This is a genomic window from Sagittula sp. MA-2, assembly GCF_030126985.1.
GTDB lineage: Bacteria > Pseudomonadota > Alphaproteobacteria > Rhodobacterales > Rhodobacteraceae > Sagittula.
Map to the genome: position 1 here is coordinate 2,493,148 of NZ_CP126145.1, position 15,817 is coordinate 2,508,964.

Sequence of the window (15,817 nt, forward strand, 5' to 3'; positions counted from 1 at the left end):
CAAGCTCAGCTGATGACCGGTCTCGGCCCACAGCCGCCATTCGTCAGGTAGTCATCGCAGTAACGCGGCTTCCCCGGACCGGCCTTTCGGCCCATTGCGCAACAAAAATCGGAAGCACTAAGGTCAGCGGTGCGAGGCCTCCCAATCGTGCGCTGCCTTGGTGCCGGATGCCCGCGTCGTTCTTATGCGACGGGATGAGCGCGACGTCTTCAACTCGCTTTCCAAGATCGCGCGAGTTCCCGTGCGAGATCGACGAAGACCTTGAAAGCCGCCGGCGGATTGCGCCGACTGGGATAGTATAGGCAAAGCGGCGCCAGCGGCGGCGTCCAGGCGTCGAGAACTCGCACCAGCCGCCCCGTTTCGATATCCTCTCGCACGTCCGACTCCATGAAGAACCCGATGCCGAGGTCATCGAGCACGGCAATGCGCGCGAGGCTGGCTTCGTCCAGCGTGATCGGCCCCGCGACATCGACATGAACCGGCTGGCCCTCGGCTTCGAACTGCCAGCGAAAAAGCGCACCGTTCGGCAGACGCGTCCGAATGCAGGCATGCGCCTTCAGGTCGGCCGGCACCTGCGGCGGCTCCCGGCCTTCGAAATAGGCGGGTGTCGCGACGACCGCGTAGCGACGCGCGGGCCCGAGCGGGATGGCGATCATATCCGTCGGCACAAGGTTCTGGCTGCGCACCCCAAAAATCGAAACCGTCCGCCACGATGTCGACGAGGTTGCCTTCGGTCACGAGGTCGATCTGCACCCCCGGGAACCGCCGCAGGTATTCGAGTACGAGCGGCGCCAGGATCTCCCGGCCCGCCGTGGCGAAGGTGTTGATGCGCAGAATGCCCGTGGGCGTCTCCTGCTGCGAGCGGACCGTGTCGATCGCGCCGTGAATGTCCTTGAGCGCCGGGCTGACCTGATCGACGAAACGCTGCCCAGCGGCAGTCAGCGACACGCTGCGGGTCGTGCGATTGAAGAGCCGCACGCCAAGTTGCGCCTCGAGTTTCGAGACCGCGCTGCTGAGTGCGCTCGTGGACATCCCCACGTCCAGCGCGGCCGCCCGGAACGATCCCCTGCGGGCAATCGCCAGCACCGCGTCGAACTCAGCCAGCTTGTAGGTCGCCATTATCCCGAAAATCCAAACTCCACGTCCGGATTAATCCCGCTTATCCGCATTGTGTCAAAGCCTTAAATTCAAACTCATGGCGCCGGTCCCGATCCGAGCCGAGAGGCCGGGCGGCCAGATCGGTAGCTGCCACTGATCCCCACCCACAAAGGAAACCCAAAATGAGTATCGAACTGCCAGACGCGATTGACGCCTATTTCTCGGCCGACAAGACAGGCAACGCACAGGCGCTGTCGGAGTTGTTCACGCAGGACGCCACCGTCGTCGACGAAGGCAACACCTACCAGGGCCGCGAAGCGATCCGACAGTGGATGGCGAATGCCTCCACGCAATACACCTACACGGTAGAGCCCTTCGACATCGCGGAAGAAGCTCAGCGAACGATCGTCACCAGCCACCTTGTCGGCAATTTCCCCGGCAGCCCGGTCGACCTGCGCTATTTCTTCGTGCTTCGCGGGGACAAGATCGCCGAACTGGAGATCGTTCCATGAGCCCCTTCCTGACCCTCGAGGGCAAGCGGGCCCTCGTCACCTCCGGCACGCGCGGTGCCGGAGGTGCGACCGTGGCCCTGTTCAAGGCGCTTGGCGCCGACGTTCTGACGACGGCGCGGACAAGGCCGCCGGAGATGCCGGAAGACCGGTTTGTGGCTGCGGACCTGACCCGGGCCGAGGGGTGCGCCAGGGTGGCAGAGGCCGTACGCGAGAGGCTGGGTGGCGTCGATATCATCGTCCACATGCTCGGCGGCTCCTCGGCGCCCGCGGGCGGCTACAGGGCGCTTGGCGACGACGAGTGGCGGCGCGAGCTCGATCTGAACCTGATGCCGGCGATCCGCCTCGACCGTGTGCTTGTTCCGGAGATGGAGTCGCGGGGCAGCGGCGTCGTGATCCACGTCACATCCATCCAGCGCGAACTGCCGCTGCCAGAGGCGACGACCGCCTATGCCGCTGCCAAGGCGGCCCTGTCCACCTACAGCAAGAGCCTGTCGAAGCAGGTTTCGCCCAAGGGTGTGCGGGTCGTCCGGGTCTCTCCGGGCTGGATCGAGACGGAGTCCTCCGTCGAGCTGGCCAAGCGCCTCGCGACGGAACACGGGGTCGACGTGGAAGCGGGCAATCGCATGATCATGGACTCGCTGGGCGGCGTGCCGATCGGGCGTCCGTCAAGACCCGGCGAGATCGCGAACCTGGTCGCCTTCCTCGCCTCGGACCGCGCCGGGTCCATAACCGGCACGGAATACGTGATCGATGGTGGAACAGTTCCGACGGTGTAACATGCAATGTCACCGGCCTTGATCAAATACAGCTGCGGATCGTCAAATCGGGACGCTTTGGTAAAGCAAAGATGTAGAACTAACGGCGACCGCTGCATTCACTCAAGGGTGAAGCGGCGGAAGCCATTATCGTAACCCACGACGGTGTCATTGGCATCCTTGGACGCTTTGAGAAACCCTATCGGCTGTGACGAATTTCCATCCGGACATTCTCCTCCACTCGGGCGCGCCCCCCAAAAACCTTCGTTCAAGTTGCTCGCAACGACATTTGGAAAAGGAGACGAAGCGGTCTTGAGGCAGCCCATCGGGAGGGCGTCGCATCGCTGACCGGGTTGCCCGTCGCTTCCGGCCCTCAGCCGCCATTTCTCAAGGGCATCGAGGCTGCGGTGCAGCGCTCCGGAACCGGACTTTTATTATCAATGTTGCCACTACCGTCCCGGGCGCCGTTCTCAAGGACGAAATGAGCGCCTTTCGAGTGTCGCCCGAGGAACGGGGTCACCAATCGGCGTCAGCCCAACGGGAGGCCTTCAAGGCCCCCCTCATGACGCGATTCCGATGACGCTGTGGCAAGGACTTTTGCCCGTTACACAGAGCAAGCCGATGAGATGGGCAATTTGGAATCGGCTGTCCGGTGCATTTCCGGCAATTTGCGGGGGATGTATGTCACTGGATAAAGGGCCCTGCCTGATCCAGATATGCCACGTCAAAATTCGCAAGCGAGACGAGACCGTCCAAGTCGTCAATCTTGACGCGCCCATTCTGGAACGTCACGAAGCCTTCCTCGCGCAGGTGGCGCAAGACGCGGTTCACATGGACGGCGCTCAGCCCCAGGGCGTCGGCCAGGTGGTACTGCGTCAACGGACACTCGAAGCCGGACCTGTCGCCGATCCCGACCAGATGAAGACGTGCGCTCAGTTCGAGAAGAAAATGTGCCATCCGAACCTCGGCTGACCGGCGTCCGAGATTGACGAGGTGTTCGACGACCATCGCTTCGTCGCGTGACGCGGCCCAAAGCACGGCCGTTGCCAGTCGGGGTGCATCGGAGAAGCTGTCGAAAATTTCCGGCGCGAGAACCTCGGATGCCTCGATCCGCGCCACGGCCTCGATGCTGTGGTCGGCCGTGCGGAACAGGATGCTGCGCAGCCCCAGAAAGTCTCCAGGTATCTGGAAATCCACGATCTGCCTTTCCCCGTCGGGAAGCAGCTTGAAGGCGCAGGCCCAGCCCTCGGCCAGGATGAACGCTGACTGGTTCCTCTGACCTTCATGGATCATCTGGTGGCCCGACTGAAACGTTCTTCGGCGGCGGTGATAGCGTGCAAGCGTTTCCAGATCGGTGCGGGACAACGCAACGTAGGCGGACAGCTTGCGCGTCAGGGGGCTTTGCCGAATCGACATGTCGGATTCCACCTCCGTTCGGGAATGCGTGGCCTGATCCAGCGAATAGCCCGACAAGTTGTCCGTCAAGCCGCTCTGGATCAGTCCGGCAAGGCAAACAACGCATAAGATCACGAAAGATGGCGCTGTCGACCTCCGGCAGCTCGCGCATTTCACCTGATCAGAAAGCGACCCAGATCATGCTAGGACCACACGACATCGCCGGAACGGCCGCACTTTCCATATGTGAATCGCTGTTGCTGGCGCTGAACGATCGCAACATCCTGCCGGAAAAGGAAATCGTGGGTATTCTCGCGGATGCCGCCGCCGCGCACCAGTTTGTCCCGGACACAGAGCAGTCCGAGATGCACGAGGCAGTTGCAGCATTAATCAACGGCATTCTGGAGGGTGGAAATTCCGTGCGGCGCAGATGAACGCTTTGGCACATGACGAAATCCGATCCGGACCGTATTCCGGTTGTGGCCCCGCCGCACGAGGTAATAGGCGGCGGAGCCATCCGGGCAGCGGCTCAGCCTTTGCGCTGGCCAGATTTGCCCTTTCCGGGGGTCTTGTGAAACATCGCGTCGGTCTGGCTTTCCTTGCCCGCCGTTTCACGTACCTTGTAGTCGCTGGGCTGTTTGACGCTTTTCGGCGTCCCGGATGCCTTTTTCGTCTTCTTGTTCTTGTCCATGTCGGGTTCCTTTCCCTGATCGCACCGCAGCATCATCGGGGCTTCCTTTGCCGTCTGCAGAACAGCGCTTTGAAACCGGCTCATCTGTCCCGACGGGACATCGCTTCAGCATGCAAATGTTCCATGGACCATATCCTCCGATTACCCTGTGCAGGCTGATGCAGATCAGTAAGAGTTGGCTGCCCCGCGCTAACCTCGGTCAGCCCGCCGACCTGTCCTGTGCTGTACAGAACAGGCACGACCCGCGATGTTCAGGAGCGATTTGGAATGACCGAGGATGATCACGGTCCCGACCCGTCACGGGCCAGCGCACCGCGCCTTGCCGGCAGAAGTCGCCAGCAGCAGACTGCCTCGTTGCAAGTGGCCGGTCTCCTCGGTTGTCCACTAAGGCACCAGGCCCGACCCTCTCATATCGAGATTCGCAAACGGCACGGCATCTGGCAAGTGCGCGAGGGCGGCGTGTTTCGAGGCGATTACCACCAGGAGGAGCACGCCAGGGCGGCCGCGGCCCAGCTTGAAAAATCGCCTTGATGAAAGTGACTGATCCCAAAAGCCGCCCCGACCATCTTCGGTCCCGGCGCAGCGGATCGATGGCGAGGAGAACGAAGGTGCGCGACGCCCTTCGTTCCCGGCGCGAGCGTGTCAGACCCCGCAGAACCGAACGACGGATCGAGGTCGATGCAAAGGGAACTGAAAAGATGCCCTTGCCCCAATCAGCGCCCACATCTGGCGCCATCCCCTTTCCGGGAGCCCACGGAAGACCCCGGTTCAATCAGACCTTCGCAACCGTCCTTGCGTTGCTCGATGGATGAAACGGTCCACGCGTCGCCGCATCGCCTGACGGGACATGTCACGCTTGTCACTCTGGAGGATGTACGCCGACAGATCGGCCGCACCGGGCAGGATTTGCCGTTGGACCTGGCGGGCGTCACCCGACTGGATATGTCCGGCGCGTGGTTGCTTGCACAAGGCGGACGGCCCCTGACCGGCGCGGATAACGCGTAAAGGCGGCTCATCGAAGCGGTCAGGGATGCCATGCGGTCTGGCATTGTCGCCAAGGACCGCTCGGCATTGCAGCGGGTCGGAGACGTGGTCGTTGCAGTCGGCGCTGCGCCGGGCCGGGCGCTGCTCAACCTGGCACAAGGCCTTGGCTTCGTCGGTCTTGTCATGGCACGCCTCGCCGGGACCGCGCGGCATCCGGGCCGGTTCAGGATCACAGCGCTGGTGCATCACATGCAAGCGGTCGGGCTGAGTGCCATCCCCATCGTCGCGCTTATGGGGTTCCTCATCGGAATCGTGCTGGCGTTTCAGGGTGCTGCTCAACTGCAGCAGTTCGGCGCCGAAGTCTTTGTCGTCGACCTGATCGCCGTCTCGATCCTGCGCGAGCTCGGCATGCTCCTGACCGCAATCATCGTCGCGGGACGATCCGCCTCGGCCTTCACCGCGGCCATCGGCTCGATGAAGATGCGCGAGGAGATCGACGCCATGCGCGTGCTCGGGCTCGACCCTGTCGACCTTCTGGTCCTGCCACGCCTTCTGGCGCTTGTCATCGTGCTACCGATCCTCGGGCTGGTCGCCGACCTGGCGGGCCTCTTTGGCGGCGGGCTGATGGCGTGGACGCAGCTTGGCATATCGCCCAGTCAGTTCCGGACCCAGTTGCTGGCGAATACCGATGCCACGCAGGCGCTGGTGGGATTGTCCAAGGCACCTGTCTTTGCCGCGATCATCGCGCTCGTCGGATGCCAGCAAGGTCTGCTGGTCAAAGGCGACGCGGAATCGCTGGGCATGCGGACTTCACGTGCCGTCGTGATCGCCATCTTCCTCGTGATCGCCGTGGATGCCTTGTTTTCCGTGTTCTTCGCGGTCTGGGGGGTGTGATGAACGCCGACACCGTCATTTCGATCCGGGAGCTGACCAACCGCTTCGGGTCCACGGTCGTTCACGAGGACCTGTCGCTCGACGTGCGGCGCGGCGAGGTGCTGGGCGTCGTCGGGGCCTCCGGCAGCGGGAAATCGGTGCTCTTGCGCAGCATCGTCGGGCTCATGACACCCAGTGACGGTGACATCACGCTGTTGGGCTGCGACGTGCTGCACGGCTCTGCTGCCGAGCGGTCAGGGGCCAGCGCGCGCACGGGCGTGATGTTCCAGGACGGCGCGCTCTTCTCCTCCCTGACCGTGCGCGAGAATGTCGAGGCGCCGATGCGCGAACGCACCTCGGTTGATCCGGCGACGCGGCGGGCGCTGGCCGATCTGCGCATTGCTCTCGTCGGTCTGCCGCCCGAGGCTGGCGCGCTTTTTCCCGCGGCCCTGTCGGGCGGCATGCGCAAGCGCGCGGGCCTCGCGCGGGCGCTTGCGCTGGACCCCGAGATCCTGTTCCTCGACGAACCGACGGCGGGGCTCGACCCGATCAGCGCCTCGGACTTCGACAGCCTGCTGAACGCGCTGCACGCGGCGCTTGGCCTCACTGTGTTCCTCAAGACCCACGATCTCGACACGTTGCAGGCAACTTGCGACCGGATCGCCGTGCTGGCTGAACGGCGCGTTCTGGTCACCGGCACGATGGCGGAACTGCGCGATGTGAAGGACCCCTGGGTCCATGCCTATTTCCATGGCCCACGTGCGCATGCGGCCCTGACGGCGGCGGAGGGCTGATGGAAACCCGCGCACGGTTCATTCTGATGGGGTTCTTCACCATCTTCGGCTTTGTGGTCGGGCTCGGCTTCCTGCTCTGGCTCGCCAAGGTCCAGCTCGACCGCACCTATGCGCAATACGATATCCTGTTCGGCACCGTGGCGGGACTGAGCCAGACTTCGCCGGTGCGCTACAACGGCGTCGATGTCGGTCACGTCCTGACGATTGCGCTCGATCGGGACGACCCCGCGCTGGTGCGGGTGCGCGTGGAGCTTTTCGCCAGCACGCCGGTGCGCACGGACACGATCGCGACGCTTGCCGCTCAGGGACTTACGGGTGTCACATTCATCGCGCTCGAAGGGGGCAGCGCCGAGGCCGAGCACCTGAAACCCGTGCCGCCCAACGGCGTCCCGGTGATCCGCTCCGAACGCTCTGTCGTGCAGGACCTCATGCTGACCGGCCCGGATCTCGTGGCCGAAGCAACCGCCCTGATCGCCGAGGTTCGCAGCTTTGCCACGCCGGAAAACCGCGATGCCATCGCCGGCATCCTCACCAATCTGCGTGACGCCACGGGCCGGATCGATGCGCTGACCTCACGCGTGGAAGAAACCCTGGCCCGGATCGACACCGTTCTTGACGCGACCGAGGCCGGGGCCATTGCCGCGACAGGCCTGCTGGAGGGTGAAATTCCTGGGCTGGTTCATGATCTGCGCGGGGTTGCCCTCGAGTCCCGAGACTCGATTGCAGGTCTTGCGGGCGCCGTTCGGGCCGATCTGCCGCAGCTGTCGGCGCAGACCAGCGCGCTCATACAGGATGCAAGCGGGGTCATCGCCCAGTTCGATGCGCTTGCCCGACAAATCGGCAGTGATCCCGGACGGTTCCTGCTCGGCAATGAAACACCGGAATACAGGAGGTGAGAATGATCCTTTCGCGCCGCAGGTTTCTATCCCTGACCGCCGCGGCCAGCCTGTCCGGCTGCAGCGCCGTGTCCGCCGTGTCCCGGGCCAGCGATCCGCTGGACACCTACACCTTGTCGCCGTTGCAGTCCGACGGGACAAGGGCGGGTGGCGACGGCCATCTGGTCGTGGAACTGCCTACCTCTGCGGGTGAGCTGTCGACGGACCGGGTCCTCATCAAGATCACGCCACGGCAGGCCGAGTATCTGCCCGATGCCCGATGATCCGAACCGACGCCTGCCATGGTGCAGAGCCTTCTGGTTCAGTCACTTCTGAACCGGGGAGGTTTGGAGCTGGTCACCCGTGTCGGGGCCGGGCTGACCCCCGACTATACACTCATGGCCGAAGTTCAGGCCTTTCAGGCCGAACTGACCGGGCCGGATCAAGCGCAGGTTCGCATATCCATGCAGATGACGCTGATCCGTGAATCCGACCGGTCGGTTGCGGGTATCCGGCACTTCGAAAACACCGCCAAGGTCACATCGGACAGCACGGCGGCGCTGATCGAGGGACTCGACGGGGTCACGCAGCTTGTCCTTGGCAGGATTGTCGTCTGGGTGCAGACGCTGACCTGATCGCCCGACCGCCCCAGGTCGGCGTCGAAGTTCCGGCACCCGCGATCAAGTGGCAAGGCGGGCGGTGCCGCCGGTGCCCGGCACAGACACGCAGACTATGAAACCGTTTGACCGGTAGTAGGTCGGTTCTGTCGTCATCCCGGGCGTCTGCAGCGCGCGGTCCACATGGACCAGAAACCAACGTTCGAAGACCATGGCGTATGGATCGATCCTGCCGGTTCCTGTCCCGAATTTCTGGACCCGGCCGCCAATTCGGTGAGGGTACGCCCAGGTCTTTGGTCAGGCGACGGCGCTAACGCCACGGCGTGGGTCGCCGCGTCGAGTTCCTAGTTGGTCTCGGTGCCGTCATGTGCGTCGTCGCCGCGTCGGGGTAATGCTTGAGAGTGGCGGTCTTCTTCGGTCCGGTCGGTGCATAAAGCGCGCGCGTCAGTTTACGGGAGTCTGCTGGTGCGACAGTCTGAGCCAAGCCCCTTCATCGCGGAGGTATGTCGAAGCGCACAGTGCCTTGAAGACCGCCACCTCGGGTTTCTCCGCCGAGACCCGGTAAGTCAGGATGGCGATGTCCCGGCACCGCGTGACGCGCCGTTCCGTCATGGCGACGGATCGCCAGCCGCTTCTCTGGCGAAGGTGTATCTGGATCTGGTCGCCCTGCAGGATGCCGGGCGGATAGGGAACAATCATGACAGCGTTGGTCGCTGTCATCGCCTGCGCGCTGTCGGCACCACTGGTCCAGAAGTGTTCTTCATGGTCCCAGAGAATACCCTGCTCACTGGGCGAAAGCGTCCCGCTTCTGTGCGACGCATGTGCGAGCGTCCCCTCGGAGATTTTGGAACCAGTCATTCGCCGGACACCGATCCGCCGACCATGGCCAATTGAAGCAGCATGAAGACAATTGCCGTCACCAGCCATATTGCGCTGCCAAACCTGGGGTGGCCATTGGCGACGGACCATGCAGCGCGTGTCGCACTGCCTTGGGTCGGTCCTTGCGGGAGCAATTGGCTCAGGTCGCCGGCAACCCGCGCGTGCTCGCTTGCGAGAGCCGGAACATCCCGAAATCGCGCCAGAAGCGATCCCAATCGCGCACGCGCCGCATCGCGCCCAAGCGCGACCAATTCGGCGGTTTCCGTCCAGGGATCGAGGCCAAGCCTTGCGAGCGCCGAGAGAACCGTCACGCCATGCCCGTTCCGGTCTTCACCGACCGAGGCAAAGAGAAATCGCCCGAACTCTGGCGGGTGCGGGGTGAGGACACTGGATTTTTCCATCGTCTTTCCAATCCTTGTTTGCAGGAACGCGGGCCGCGCCTGTTTTCCCAAGCATATGCGCGGCCCGGCTTCGTCGTGCTGACACAGGTCAGTGTCGGCACGGCTATCCGGGGAATTGGCACCCGGTTGTGTGAGCGGGGCTAACATGGGTCAGCGCTGTCCGACGGCACCGGACGTACAAGGAGAGGTGCCTTTCGACCCCCTGCCCCTGGACTCGTCCAGCCTTTGACACGGGCGAGCGACAAGTCGGCGCCCCCTTAGCGGAGATCTTGCACGACCGTGCGATCAACCAGATCTGCAATGACCTTTTCGAACCCGTTCACCCTGCCGGGCTACCCAGACGAACTGCCCGCTGGCACCTACGACACCCTGGTGGTGGAGGAACTGCTGCAGGGATTGAGTTTCGAAGCCTACATACGCATCGCGACATTTCTGGCGGTGTGCGGCAGCGGCCGACACGTCCGTCAGCGCGAACTCCGTCCGACGACAGAAGACGACCTTGAAGAGGTCTTGAGCCAGGATGCGGCTTGGACCGGCACATGCAGCAAGGCGGCGATGTCGCCGCAAGGGGTTGGAAGATGAACACTCCCGAATGGCCCAAACCCGGGGTTTACGGGGTGCTGACCGGCGCGGTCTTCGTCGGCGTCGCAGGCGCTATACATGGGGCGGCTGGGTGACTGGCGGAACCGCGTATGCGAGAGCAATGGAGATGTCCCGAGACGACGTCGTGGCATCGATGGTGCCTGTGTGCCTCGACTTGGCGCGCGCCGACCAGGCGCGGGCAGACAAGCTGGCGACGATCCGGGTCGCCGCCACCTATCAGAAACGCGGCGCCCTCATGACCGCCTGCTGGGCTACAATGCCGGGGACGGATGCCCCGAACCGTGACATCGCACTGGCCTGTCTTGCAGCGCTCGACATCGACCGGATGCTTGCGCCCGAAGACAGGGGCGCCCCGAATGAAGGCTAAGGCTCTCGTGTCAGCGCTGCCACCGCAGACGAGCGATTTTGAACGACAGGTTCTGGCCCATGACAAAGTGTTGCAGGCCCTGATTGCCTGCAAGGCGCGAACGGAACCCCGCTTCAGCGACCACCTGCGGCAGCGGTTTATCGAGCCGATGCACATGGCCAAGCGCGAACACGACCACCGCGAAACCGACGACTATGCCGAAGAGTTCATTCGTGCCGTGATGCAGCTTGTAGAGGAAAGCCCGCCCGAGGAGGCGCGAAGTGCTTCGACCGGCAGGGCACCCGTGCCGCCGAAAGCCAACCAGGCCCAAGGCATTGCGCTGAACCAGCCGAGGCAGGCGGATGGCGTTCAGGTCAGCGAGAGGAACGGCATCTGGAAGGTGCTGGTCGACGGACAGTTTCGGGGCGATTCCAGCCGGAAGGAACATGCTCTCGCAGCCGTGGCCTTACACCGGTTGTCCCTCGGATGGCCGATGCCGTGAGACCCTCCATTCAGGCTTTCGCGATCTGCGCGGTCTATCGCGACGATCTGGCGTGAAGCTCGAGTTTCGAGCCGCCCACATTATCTACCGCACGCAAACAGAGGATCTCTAACATGTCTTTCAAGAACTTAATCGCTTGGACCAAGGCGGCACTGAAACCGAAGCCTTCGGAAACCGCCGCCAGACCCATCGAGGCGAACGCAGCCGAATCCGGTGGCACAGAAGCGCCAAAGACGCCCAAAAGATCTTGAAACACGAGAGGGTTATGCGCTCTGTCCGCAAGTTCGGCTGGGCCTACCCGCGCCACCAAGGCGAAGGACCACGAAGGTGACAGAGCTGACGAGCAAGACCGTCGCGGTTTTTTCGCGGCCATTCACGGTTCCCAGCCTTGCCGAGACGTTCCCGGCGGGAGAGTACGAGATCGAAACGGAGTTGGCTTCGCCCCCTGATCAACTGGATCCTGCGGCTTGGAAAGCCTCGGTTCTGGTAAAACTGCACCCGAGGGCATCGCATCCGGGCCTTGCGAGAACGCTCACCGTTTCCCTTGCCGACCTGGACCGGGCCCGCGCGAGGGACAAGCTGACCGGCAGGGCATTGTCCGAGTTCTTCCTTGACGAAATGCTGTCTGACCCGATGGTCCGTCTCGTGATGCAGGCCGACGGTGTCTCCGAGGTTCAGCTGCGGCAGTTCTATTCCGGACGCGCGAATCCGGAACCCGGTGCGACCGGGCCATCGTCGAAGTCGCCCGGTCAAAGTGTGCGAGACAGAGAGGCAATCCGGGCCGCCGAAAACGAAGGCATGCCGACGCATCCGGACACGCCCCCTCCCTTGTGAACCCGTCTGGCGGCGAGAAAGCCATGGTGGCGGTCAGGGCCATCACCGAAGCTACTGCGCCGAACACCAAGATCGCGAGGGCTGCGGGCGATCCAGTTGCGCAGGTTCAGCTTATATGCACCGCCCCGCGCTTTCCGGTAACTGCATCATCTTGCCGTCAACTGTCAGCATATTGGGTGCCGAGAAATTTAACCCGGTATGTTGCGGCAGACGGAGAAGGCGAAGCCGTGTCAAGCATGACCTGCTCCCTTTGGAGTCCGCGTTCATTAGGCTCAGGACCCATTGATTTCGCGTGAGCAGCGTGCTTCAGCGTCTTGCTCCACACGAAACCGGTAATTCATTTGCGCCATTTCCTCGCCGGACATGGGTCAGCGCGGCTGGGCAGCGGGCGTGCCGGTGGTCAGGGCCAGTTCCTGTTCAGCCGCGGTGATCAGGGCCATGAGCTTCGCCACTTCGACGTGATGCCTGCGAGCCGCCTCCCGTCGATCAGCGCCCAACGGGGCACGCAGCTCTGACCTGCCGATGTTTCACCGCAGTTCTTTCGGGACCACGATCCGCGAATAGAACCGTCCTTCCCGTTCCAGAAAGTGCCTGGGCTTGCCACCCATCCCACCCCATTTTGTAACCAACTTTGTAACAGAAAAATGTTGAAACACCCTTGAATACAAGGGTTTTCTTTCATTTCAAGGGGATAAGGTGGTGGGTGATGAGAGACTCGAACTCCCGACATCTTCGGTGTAAACGAAGCCCTTCCACCTCAAGCTATTGATTTTTGGCCAAGGGCGCTCTTTTTATTCAAGCTTTTTGCCCTGCCTATCCAACCTTTTTCGGTTCACACAGGTTCAGTGAACCACCATGCACTTCGTAGACCATGCCTCGCGAGGCGTCCGGTCACTGATCCATCTCGGGACGCCGCTCTGGCTCAACCGGCAGATCCTCCGGCGCCTCGACGCCGTGACGGATGAGCCACTCCCTGATGGCACCCCACCGGTCCTGCGAGGTCTGCGGGCCGCGCAGTGTCTCCAGCATGTCGAGGTCGCGGCGCAGGTCCGCGGGGATGGTCTGGGGCCAGGGCATTAGACTACTACCTCCGTACAAAGAACACGAAAGCACGCTTTGAGTGCTGACTGCGTTGAGCCCTTGACGCAAGCCAATGATTGAGACGAAGCTCGCGGAGAAGAAGATGTGCTCATTTCAAACCCGGAGTTTTGGCCATGCGATCATTGATCATTTTTCTTGCGGCGGCATTTCCGGCAGCGGCCCAAGACACTAATCTGCAAACTAACCCGGCTATTGTCAGCTTCAACGGGTATAGCCTGTCGGTCGTAGCAAGCATGCTCAACAACGGTCCACTACCTAATGAAGCGTTTGAAACAGCTCAGTCTGCATGTGCTTCGGTTGGAAAAGAAGCCCATCTTCAATACACCAAGAAAACCTCCACACATCGTATGGAGGGATTCTTCGTTTGCTTGGTAGAGTGACACCTTGCTTGAAGGCTTGGTCGCCGGGCACGTCCGGATAGCAACCCGAGACCCCTACCCCCGAAACGCAAAAAAGCCCCGCCCGGATGTCACACCGGGCGGGGCTTTGTAAAGGTAGGGAATAGTGGGATAATCCCACTATTAAAGCGGAGCAGATCTTACCCGTCGACGCCCGTGCTGCACTCCGACCCGAGAAAGATCACCTTCACCCCGGGCGCTTGCGCGGTCTCCGTGATATAGGCCGCCATGGCGTCGCTGCGCTTCCGGCATTCCAGCATGGTCGGGACGATGCGACTCGAGGTGTGGCATTCCGCGTTGGCCCCGCCGGCAGCGAGGCAGAGGGTCATGGTCAGCAGGATCATTGTGCGCACCCCCACCGATCACAGGCGCGGTCCTGATAGACCACCCAGGCACCGAATGCGGGGTCCGCCACCAGCGCGTCGACGGTCTCGGGCCGCGCATCCGGCGGGCGTCGGCTCACGTCCTTGAACAGAGCGTCACTGGTCAAAACGCCGGGGATGCAGCCGGTCACGAAGCTCGCGGCGCAGAGCGTCAGGGTCAGTCTCAAGATCGTCCGTTTCATCACGCAGCTCCTTTGCGCCTTCGATGTTCTCGATCCGTCCGGTGGCGGCGTCCTTCTCGATCTCCGCCCGGGTCCGCCGCTCGACCGACAGCATCAGCGCGGCGATCAGGCCTGCGATTACCACCCCGGCCAGTGCCCATGCCCTCCAGCCGGTCATGACCCGGACACCCCGATCATGCAGAGCCGGTATTCCTCGGCCCGCCGGTTCACGAGACCGCGGATCACCCGGCCGCCCGCCTTGTTCCACCAGGTCAGGGCCTCGCACGATCCGGGGATGTCGCCCGCATTCAGGCGCTTCACCGACGTGCTGCCGCCGAACCCGGCTACGCCCACGTTGTAGGTGACGGAGGTCAAGGCCGCGTCCCGCTGCGGGGTAAGGCGGGTTTCCAGCGTGGTGCGGGTCAGGCGCTTGTGCAGACCGGCCCGGTACTCGAGCGCTCGCCGGGTCAGCATGGCCCGGCATTCCTCAAGGGTGTACGTGTCGCCAGGTTGCACGTTCTGTGTCTCGCCCATGCAGACCGTCCAGACACCCACGATGTCCTGATAGGCCACAAGCCGCACATCCTCCCAGTGCTCCAGCAGGGGCAGCAGGTAGGCCAGCGTGGCGGCTTCTGACGGGGCGCCTACAGCTGCCGGCGGATCGGCCGGGATCACGGGCTCCTGCGTCTTGCCGGGCCATTGCCCCAATGCCACGACGAACAACGCGGCGGCGACGGTCAGCGGCGAGGTCCAGCGCGTGTTCGGATCGCCGTCGAGACCGCCCTGAGACAGCAGGCGCCCGATGATGCCCGCAACGATCAGGCCAAGCCCGAGGCTCCACCAGATGCGCGGGTTCGTGTCGACGCCGGTCAGCCAGAAGATCAGCTCGGGCAGGATCAACGCGAGGATGCCGAGATAGTTGGCCCACATCGAGAATGCGCGCAGGGCGACGTCGCGCCAGTTCGCGATCATCTTCATCGGTCGTTCCTTTCGATCAGGAGGTAAGGCAGCGCGTCGGTGCGGTCCTGGACGACTGCAGGACCGTCGGGTGACGGGCAGGAATAAGTCAGGGTCAGGTAGACGGAGACACGGCCTGGTCGCAGTTCGTCTGGCGGGACCATCTCGATACGCAGGGTCTGCAGGTCGCGATCGATCTGGCGGGCGATTGGACCAGAACGAGCGCGGCGACCCGGCGTCGGGATGTTCTGCTCGTCCGTGAAGATCGGCACCCAGTCGGTCAGGCGGCACGACGCCCCCAGCTTGGTTCTGGACGCCACGAGGATCATGACCACCGGATCGCCTTGCCGCACAGGCTCGCGGATGTAGCTCAGGCCCGCAGGCTGACGGATCACCCGGTCGTCACCATTCGCCCGCGCCACGTCCTCCTGCAGCTGGGCAACGTCTTCGACCAACTGGTCGAGTCGGTCGAAGAACTCGGATATAGGCCCGAACCAACCCCAGATCACGCCACCCGCGCTGAGGATGACCGCGAAGGCTGAAAGCACCTTAGATAGCTCGATGATCCGGCCGCGGATCGTGTGTGGAAATTCGTCGGTAGTCATTCAGCCCCCGTATTGCATTTCATGGATGGGGTCAGGCGTCGGCGGGCGGGGCT

The 15,817-nt window shown here is 63.0% G+C and carries 23 protein-coding genes and 2 pseudogenes; 14 read left to right on the top strand and 11 right to left on the bottom strand.

All coding sequences use genetic code 11. The annotated features are described in order from the left end of the window. Positions 1 to 209: 209 nt before the first annotated feature. Positions 210 to 656 (bottom strand): LysR substrate-binding domain-containing protein, encoded by a 447-nt coding sequence (locus QNI11_RS27655; RefSeq protein WP_306418191.1) that lies wholly within the window; start codon positions 654 to 656, stop codon positions 210 to 212. A gap of 94 nt (positions 657 to 750) precedes the next feature. Beyond that, a pseudogene (locus tag QNI11_RS27660) lies at positions 751 to 1,119 on the bottom strand (LysR family transcriptional regulator); the annotation flags it as partial. A 161-nt stretch (positions 1,120 to 1,280) separates the two neighbouring features. Between QNI11_RS27660 and QNI11_RS12015 the strand changes: the two are divergent. After that, complete coding sequence (locus QNI11_RS12015; protein ID WP_283980308.1) at positions 1,281 to 1,610, top strand: nuclear transport factor 2 family protein; 330 nt, start codon at positions 1,281 to 1,283, stop codon at positions 1,608 to 1,610. Next, positions 1,607 to 2,386, top strand: coding sequence for an SDR family oxidoreductase (locus QNI11_RS12020; protein WP_283980309.1), 780 nt, complete (start codon positions 1,607 to 1,609; stop codon positions 2,384 to 2,386). Before QNI11_RS12015 ends, QNI11_RS12020 begins: the two co-directional genes overlap by 4 nt. A 663-nt stretch (positions 2,387 to 3,049) precedes the next feature. Here the strand turns inward: QNI11_RS12020 and QNI11_RS12025 are convergent. Next, positions 3,050 to 3,781, bottom strand: a complete 732-nt coding sequence (locus QNI11_RS12025) for a Crp/Fnr family transcriptional regulator (RefSeq protein ID WP_283983503.1) — start codon at positions 3,779 to 3,781, stop codon at positions 3,050 to 3,052. Positions 3,782 to 3,960: 179 nt separating this feature from the next. On the opposite strand from QNI11_RS12025, the gene QNI11_RS12030 reads away from it, so the two are divergent. Beyond that, positions 3,961 to 4,194: a hypothetical protein gene (locus tag QNI11_RS12030; RefSeq protein ID WP_373418445.1), complete on the top strand. Its 234-nt coding sequence runs from the start codon at positions 3,961 to 3,963 to the stop codon at positions 4,192 to 4,194. 95 nt (positions 4,195 to 4,289) lie between these two features. Here QNI11_RS12030 and QNI11_RS12035 read toward each other — a convergent pair whose 3' ends face one another. After that, the gene (locus tag QNI11_RS12035) at positions 4,290 to 4,451 is read right to left on the bottom strand and encodes a hypothetical protein (RefSeq protein WP_283980310.1); all 162 of its coding nucleotides are present in this window, start codon (positions 4,449 to 4,451) and stop codon (positions 4,290 to 4,292) included. Positions 4,452 to 4,718: 267 nt separating this feature from the next. On the opposite strand from QNI11_RS12035, the gene QNI11_RS12040 reads away from it, so the two are divergent. The 6 genes and pseudogenes from QNI11_RS12040 to QNI11_RS12065 form a co-directional block, all read left to right on the top strand. After that, the gene (locus tag QNI11_RS12040) at positions 4,719 to 4,982 is read left to right on the top strand and encodes a hypothetical protein (protein ID WP_283980311.1); all 264 of its coding nucleotides are present in this window, start codon (positions 4,719 to 4,721) and stop codon (positions 4,980 to 4,982) included. Positions 4,983 to 5,486: 504 nt separating this feature from the next. Beyond that, a complete protein-coding gene (locus tag QNI11_RS12045; RefSeq protein ID WP_306418192.1) occupies positions 5,487 to 6,329 on the top strand; it encodes an ABC transporter permease in 843 nt (280 codons plus the stop codon). Continuing rightward, complete coding sequence (locus QNI11_RS12050) at positions 6,329 to 7,102, top strand: ABC transporter ATP-binding protein (protein ID WP_283980312.1); 774 nt, start codon at positions 6,329 to 6,331, stop codon at positions 7,100 to 7,102. Before QNI11_RS12045 ends, QNI11_RS12050 begins: the two co-directional genes overlap by 1 nt. Before the next feature lie 26 nt (positions 7,103 to 7,128). Continuing rightward, complete coding sequence (locus QNI11_RS12055; RefSeq protein ID WP_283980313.1) at positions 7,129 to 7,998, top strand: MlaD family protein; 870 nt, start codon at positions 7,129 to 7,131, stop codon at positions 7,996 to 7,998. 2 nt (positions 7,999 to 8,000) lie between these two features. After that, positions 8,001 to 8,261 carry a hypothetical protein gene (locus QNI11_RS12060; protein ID WP_283980314.1) on the top strand — a complete coding sequence of 87 codons (261 nt, stop codon included), beginning with the start codon at positions 8,001 to 8,003 and terminating at the stop codon, positions 8,259 to 8,261. 12 nt (positions 8,262 to 8,273) lie between these two features. Further along, positions 8,274 to 8,612, top strand: a pseudogene (locus QNI11_RS12065) (ABC-type transport auxiliary lipoprotein family protein); the annotation flags it as partial. Between the two features lie 426 nt (positions 8,613 to 9,038). Here QNI11_RS12065 and QNI11_RS12070 read toward each other — a convergent pair. Both QNI11_RS12070 and QNI11_RS12075 read right to left on the bottom strand, forming a co-directional pair. Beyond that, complete coding sequence (locus QNI11_RS12070) at positions 9,039 to 9,452, bottom strand: hypothetical protein (protein WP_283980315.1); 414 nt, start codon at positions 9,450 to 9,452, stop codon at positions 9,039 to 9,041. Next, positions 9,449 to 9,874: a hypothetical protein gene (locus QNI11_RS12075; RefSeq protein WP_283980316.1), complete on the bottom strand. Its 426-nt coding sequence runs from the start codon at positions 9,872 to 9,874 to the stop codon at positions 9,449 to 9,451. The genes QNI11_RS12070 and QNI11_RS12075 overlap by 4 nt, the downstream gene beginning before the upstream one ends. Positions 9,875 to 10,174: 300 nt before the next feature. Here QNI11_RS12075 and QNI11_RS12080 point away from each other — a divergent pair, with 300 nt between their 5' ends. The 4 genes from QNI11_RS12080 to QNI11_RS12095 all read left to right on the top strand — a co-directional run bounded on the left by QNI11_RS12080 (position 10,175) and on the right by QNI11_RS12095 (position 12,159). Then, a complete protein-coding gene (locus QNI11_RS12080; protein WP_283980317.1) occupies positions 10,175 to 10,456 on the top strand; it encodes a hypothetical protein in 282 nt (93 codons plus the stop codon). 127 nt (positions 10,457 to 10,583) lie between these two features. Further along, positions 10,584 to 10,844, top strand: a complete 261-nt coding sequence (locus tag QNI11_RS12085) for a hypothetical protein (protein ID WP_306418193.1) — start codon at positions 10,584 to 10,586, stop codon at positions 10,842 to 10,844. Next, positions 10,834 to 11,325, top strand: coding sequence for a hypothetical protein (locus QNI11_RS12090; protein WP_283980318.1), 492 nt, complete (start codon positions 10,834 to 10,836; stop codon positions 11,323 to 11,325). The genes QNI11_RS12085 and QNI11_RS12090 overlap by 11 nt, the downstream gene beginning before the upstream one ends. Positions 11,326 to 11,652: 327 nt before the next feature. Next, positions 11,653 to 12,159 carry a hypothetical protein gene (locus QNI11_RS12095; RefSeq protein ID WP_283980319.1) on the top strand — a complete coding sequence of 169 codons (507 nt, stop codon included), beginning with the start codon at positions 11,653 to 11,655 and terminating at the stop codon, positions 12,157 to 12,159. A gap of 891 nt (positions 12,160 to 13,050) precedes the next feature. Here QNI11_RS12095 and QNI11_RS12100 read toward each other — a convergent pair. Continuing rightward, on the bottom strand, positions 13,051 to 13,236 hold the full coding sequence (locus QNI11_RS12100; protein ID WP_283980320.1) for a hypothetical protein: 186 nt from the start codon (positions 13,234 to 13,236) through the stop codon (positions 13,051 to 13,053). A 137-nt stretch (positions 13,237 to 13,373) separates the two neighbouring features. Between QNI11_RS12100 and QNI11_RS12105 the strand changes: the two genes are divergently transcribed. Further along, a complete protein-coding gene (locus QNI11_RS12105) occupies positions 13,374 to 13,640 on the top strand; it encodes a hypothetical protein (RefSeq protein WP_283980321.1) in 267 nt (88 codons plus the stop codon). A gap of 158 nt (positions 13,641 to 13,798) precedes the next feature. On the opposite strand, the gene QNI11_RS12110 is transcribed toward QNI11_RS12105, so the two are convergent. The 4 genes from QNI11_RS12110 to QNI11_RS12125 form a co-directional block, all read right to left on the bottom strand. After that, positions 13,799 to 14,002, bottom strand: coding sequence for a hypothetical protein (locus QNI11_RS12110; protein ID WP_283980322.1), 204 nt, complete (start codon positions 14,000 to 14,002; stop codon positions 13,799 to 13,801). Positions 14,003 to 14,137: 135 nt separating this feature from the next. Then, the gene (locus QNI11_RS12115) at positions 14,138 to 14,380 is read right to left on the bottom strand and encodes a hypothetical protein (protein ID WP_283980323.1); all 243 of its coding nucleotides are present in this window, start codon (positions 14,378 to 14,380) and stop codon (positions 14,138 to 14,140) included. After that, positions 14,377 to 15,180, bottom strand: coding sequence for a lysozyme (locus QNI11_RS12120; protein WP_283980324.1), 804 nt, complete (start codon positions 15,178 to 15,180; stop codon positions 14,377 to 14,379). Before QNI11_RS12120 ends, QNI11_RS12115 begins: the two co-directional genes overlap by 4 nt. Continuing rightward, positions 15,177 to 15,764: a hypothetical protein gene (locus QNI11_RS12125; RefSeq protein WP_283980325.1), complete on the bottom strand. Its 588-nt coding sequence runs from the start codon at positions 15,762 to 15,764 to the stop codon at positions 15,177 to 15,179. Before QNI11_RS12125 ends, QNI11_RS12120 begins: the two co-directional genes overlap by 4 nt. Positions 15,765 to 15,817: the final 53 nt, after the last annotated feature.

Excerpts from the sequence above, each read along its gene's own strand:
- QNI11_RS27655 (WP_306418191.1), bottom strand. The coding sequence starts at position 656 with ATGATCGCCATCCCGCTCGGGCCCGCGCGTCGCTACGCGGTCGTCGCG.
- QNI11_RS12015 (WP_283980308.1), top strand. The coding sequence starts at position 1,281 with ATGAGTATCGAACTGCCAGACGCGATTGACGCCTATTTCTCGGCCGAC.
- QNI11_RS12020 (WP_283980309.1), top strand. The coding sequence starts at position 1,607 with ATGAGCCCCTTCCTGACCCTCGAGGGCAAGCGGGCCCTCGTCACCTCC.
- QNI11_RS12025 (WP_283983503.1), bottom strand. The coding sequence starts at position 3,781 with ATGTCGATTCGGCAAAGCCCCCTGACGCGCAAGCTGTCCGCCTACGTT.
- QNI11_RS12030 (WP_373418445.1), top strand. The coding sequence starts at position 3,961 with ATGCTAGGACCACACGACATCGCCGGAACGGCCGCACTTTCCATATGT.
- QNI11_RS12035 (WP_283980310.1), bottom strand. The coding sequence starts at position 4,451 with ATGGACAAGAACAAGAAGACGAAAAAGGCATCCGGGACGCCGAAAAGC.
- QNI11_RS12040 (WP_283980311.1), top strand. The coding sequence starts at position 4,719 with ATGACCGAGGATGATCACGGTCCCGACCCGTCACGGGCCAGCGCACCG.
- QNI11_RS12045 (WP_306418192.1), top strand. The coding sequence starts at position 5,487 with ATGCGGTCTGGCATTGTCGCCAAGGACCGCTCGGCATTGCAGCGGGTC.
- QNI11_RS12050 (WP_283980312.1), top strand. The coding sequence starts at position 6,329 with ATGAACGCCGACACCGTCATTTCGATCCGGGAGCTGACCAACCGCTTC.
- QNI11_RS12055 (WP_283980313.1), top strand. The coding sequence starts at position 7,129 with ATGGGGTTCTTCACCATCTTCGGCTTTGTGGTCGGGCTCGGCTTCCTG.
- QNI11_RS12060 (WP_283980314.1), top strand. The coding sequence starts at position 8,001 with ATGATCCTTTCGCGCCGCAGGTTTCTATCCCTGACCGCCGCGGCCAGC.
- QNI11_RS12070 (WP_283980315.1), bottom strand. The coding sequence starts at position 9,452 with ATGACTGGTTCCAAAATCTCCGAGGGGACGCTCGCACATGCGTCGCAC.
- QNI11_RS12075 (WP_283980316.1), bottom strand. The coding sequence starts at position 9,874 with ATGGAAAAATCCAGTGTCCTCACCCCGCACCCGCCAGAGTTCGGGCGA.
- QNI11_RS12080 (WP_283980317.1), top strand. The coding sequence starts at position 10,175 with ATGACCTTTTCGAACCCGTTCACCCTGCCGGGCTACCCAGACGAACTG.
- QNI11_RS12085 (WP_306418193.1), top strand. The coding sequence starts at position 10,584 with ATGTCCCGAGACGACGTCGTGGCATCGATGGTGCCTGTGTGCCTCGAC.
- QNI11_RS12090 (WP_283980318.1), top strand. The coding sequence starts at position 10,834 with ATGAAGGCTAAGGCTCTCGTGTCAGCGCTGCCACCGCAGACGAGCGAT.
- QNI11_RS12100 (WP_283980320.1), bottom strand. The coding sequence starts at position 13,236 with ATGCCCTGGCCCCAGACCATCCCCGCGGACCTGCGCCGCGACCTCGAC.
- QNI11_RS12105 (WP_283980321.1), top strand. The coding sequence starts at position 13,374 with ATGCGATCATTGATCATTTTTCTTGCGGCGGCATTTCCGGCAGCGGCC.
- QNI11_RS12110 (WP_283980322.1), bottom strand. The coding sequence starts at position 14,002 with ATGATCCTGCTGACCATGACCCTCTGCCTCGCTGCCGGCGGGGCCAAC.
- QNI11_RS12115 (WP_283980323.1), bottom strand. The coding sequence starts at position 14,380 with ATGACCGGCTGGAGGGCATGGGCACTGGCCGGGGTGGTAATCGCAGGC.
- QNI11_RS12120 (WP_283980324.1), bottom strand. The coding sequence starts at position 15,180 with ATGAAGATGATCGCGAACTGGCGCGACGTCGCCCTGCGCGCATTCTCG.
- QNI11_RS12125 (WP_283980325.1), bottom strand. The coding sequence starts at position 15,764 with ATGACTACCGACGAATTTCCACACACGATCCGCGGCCGGATCATCGAG.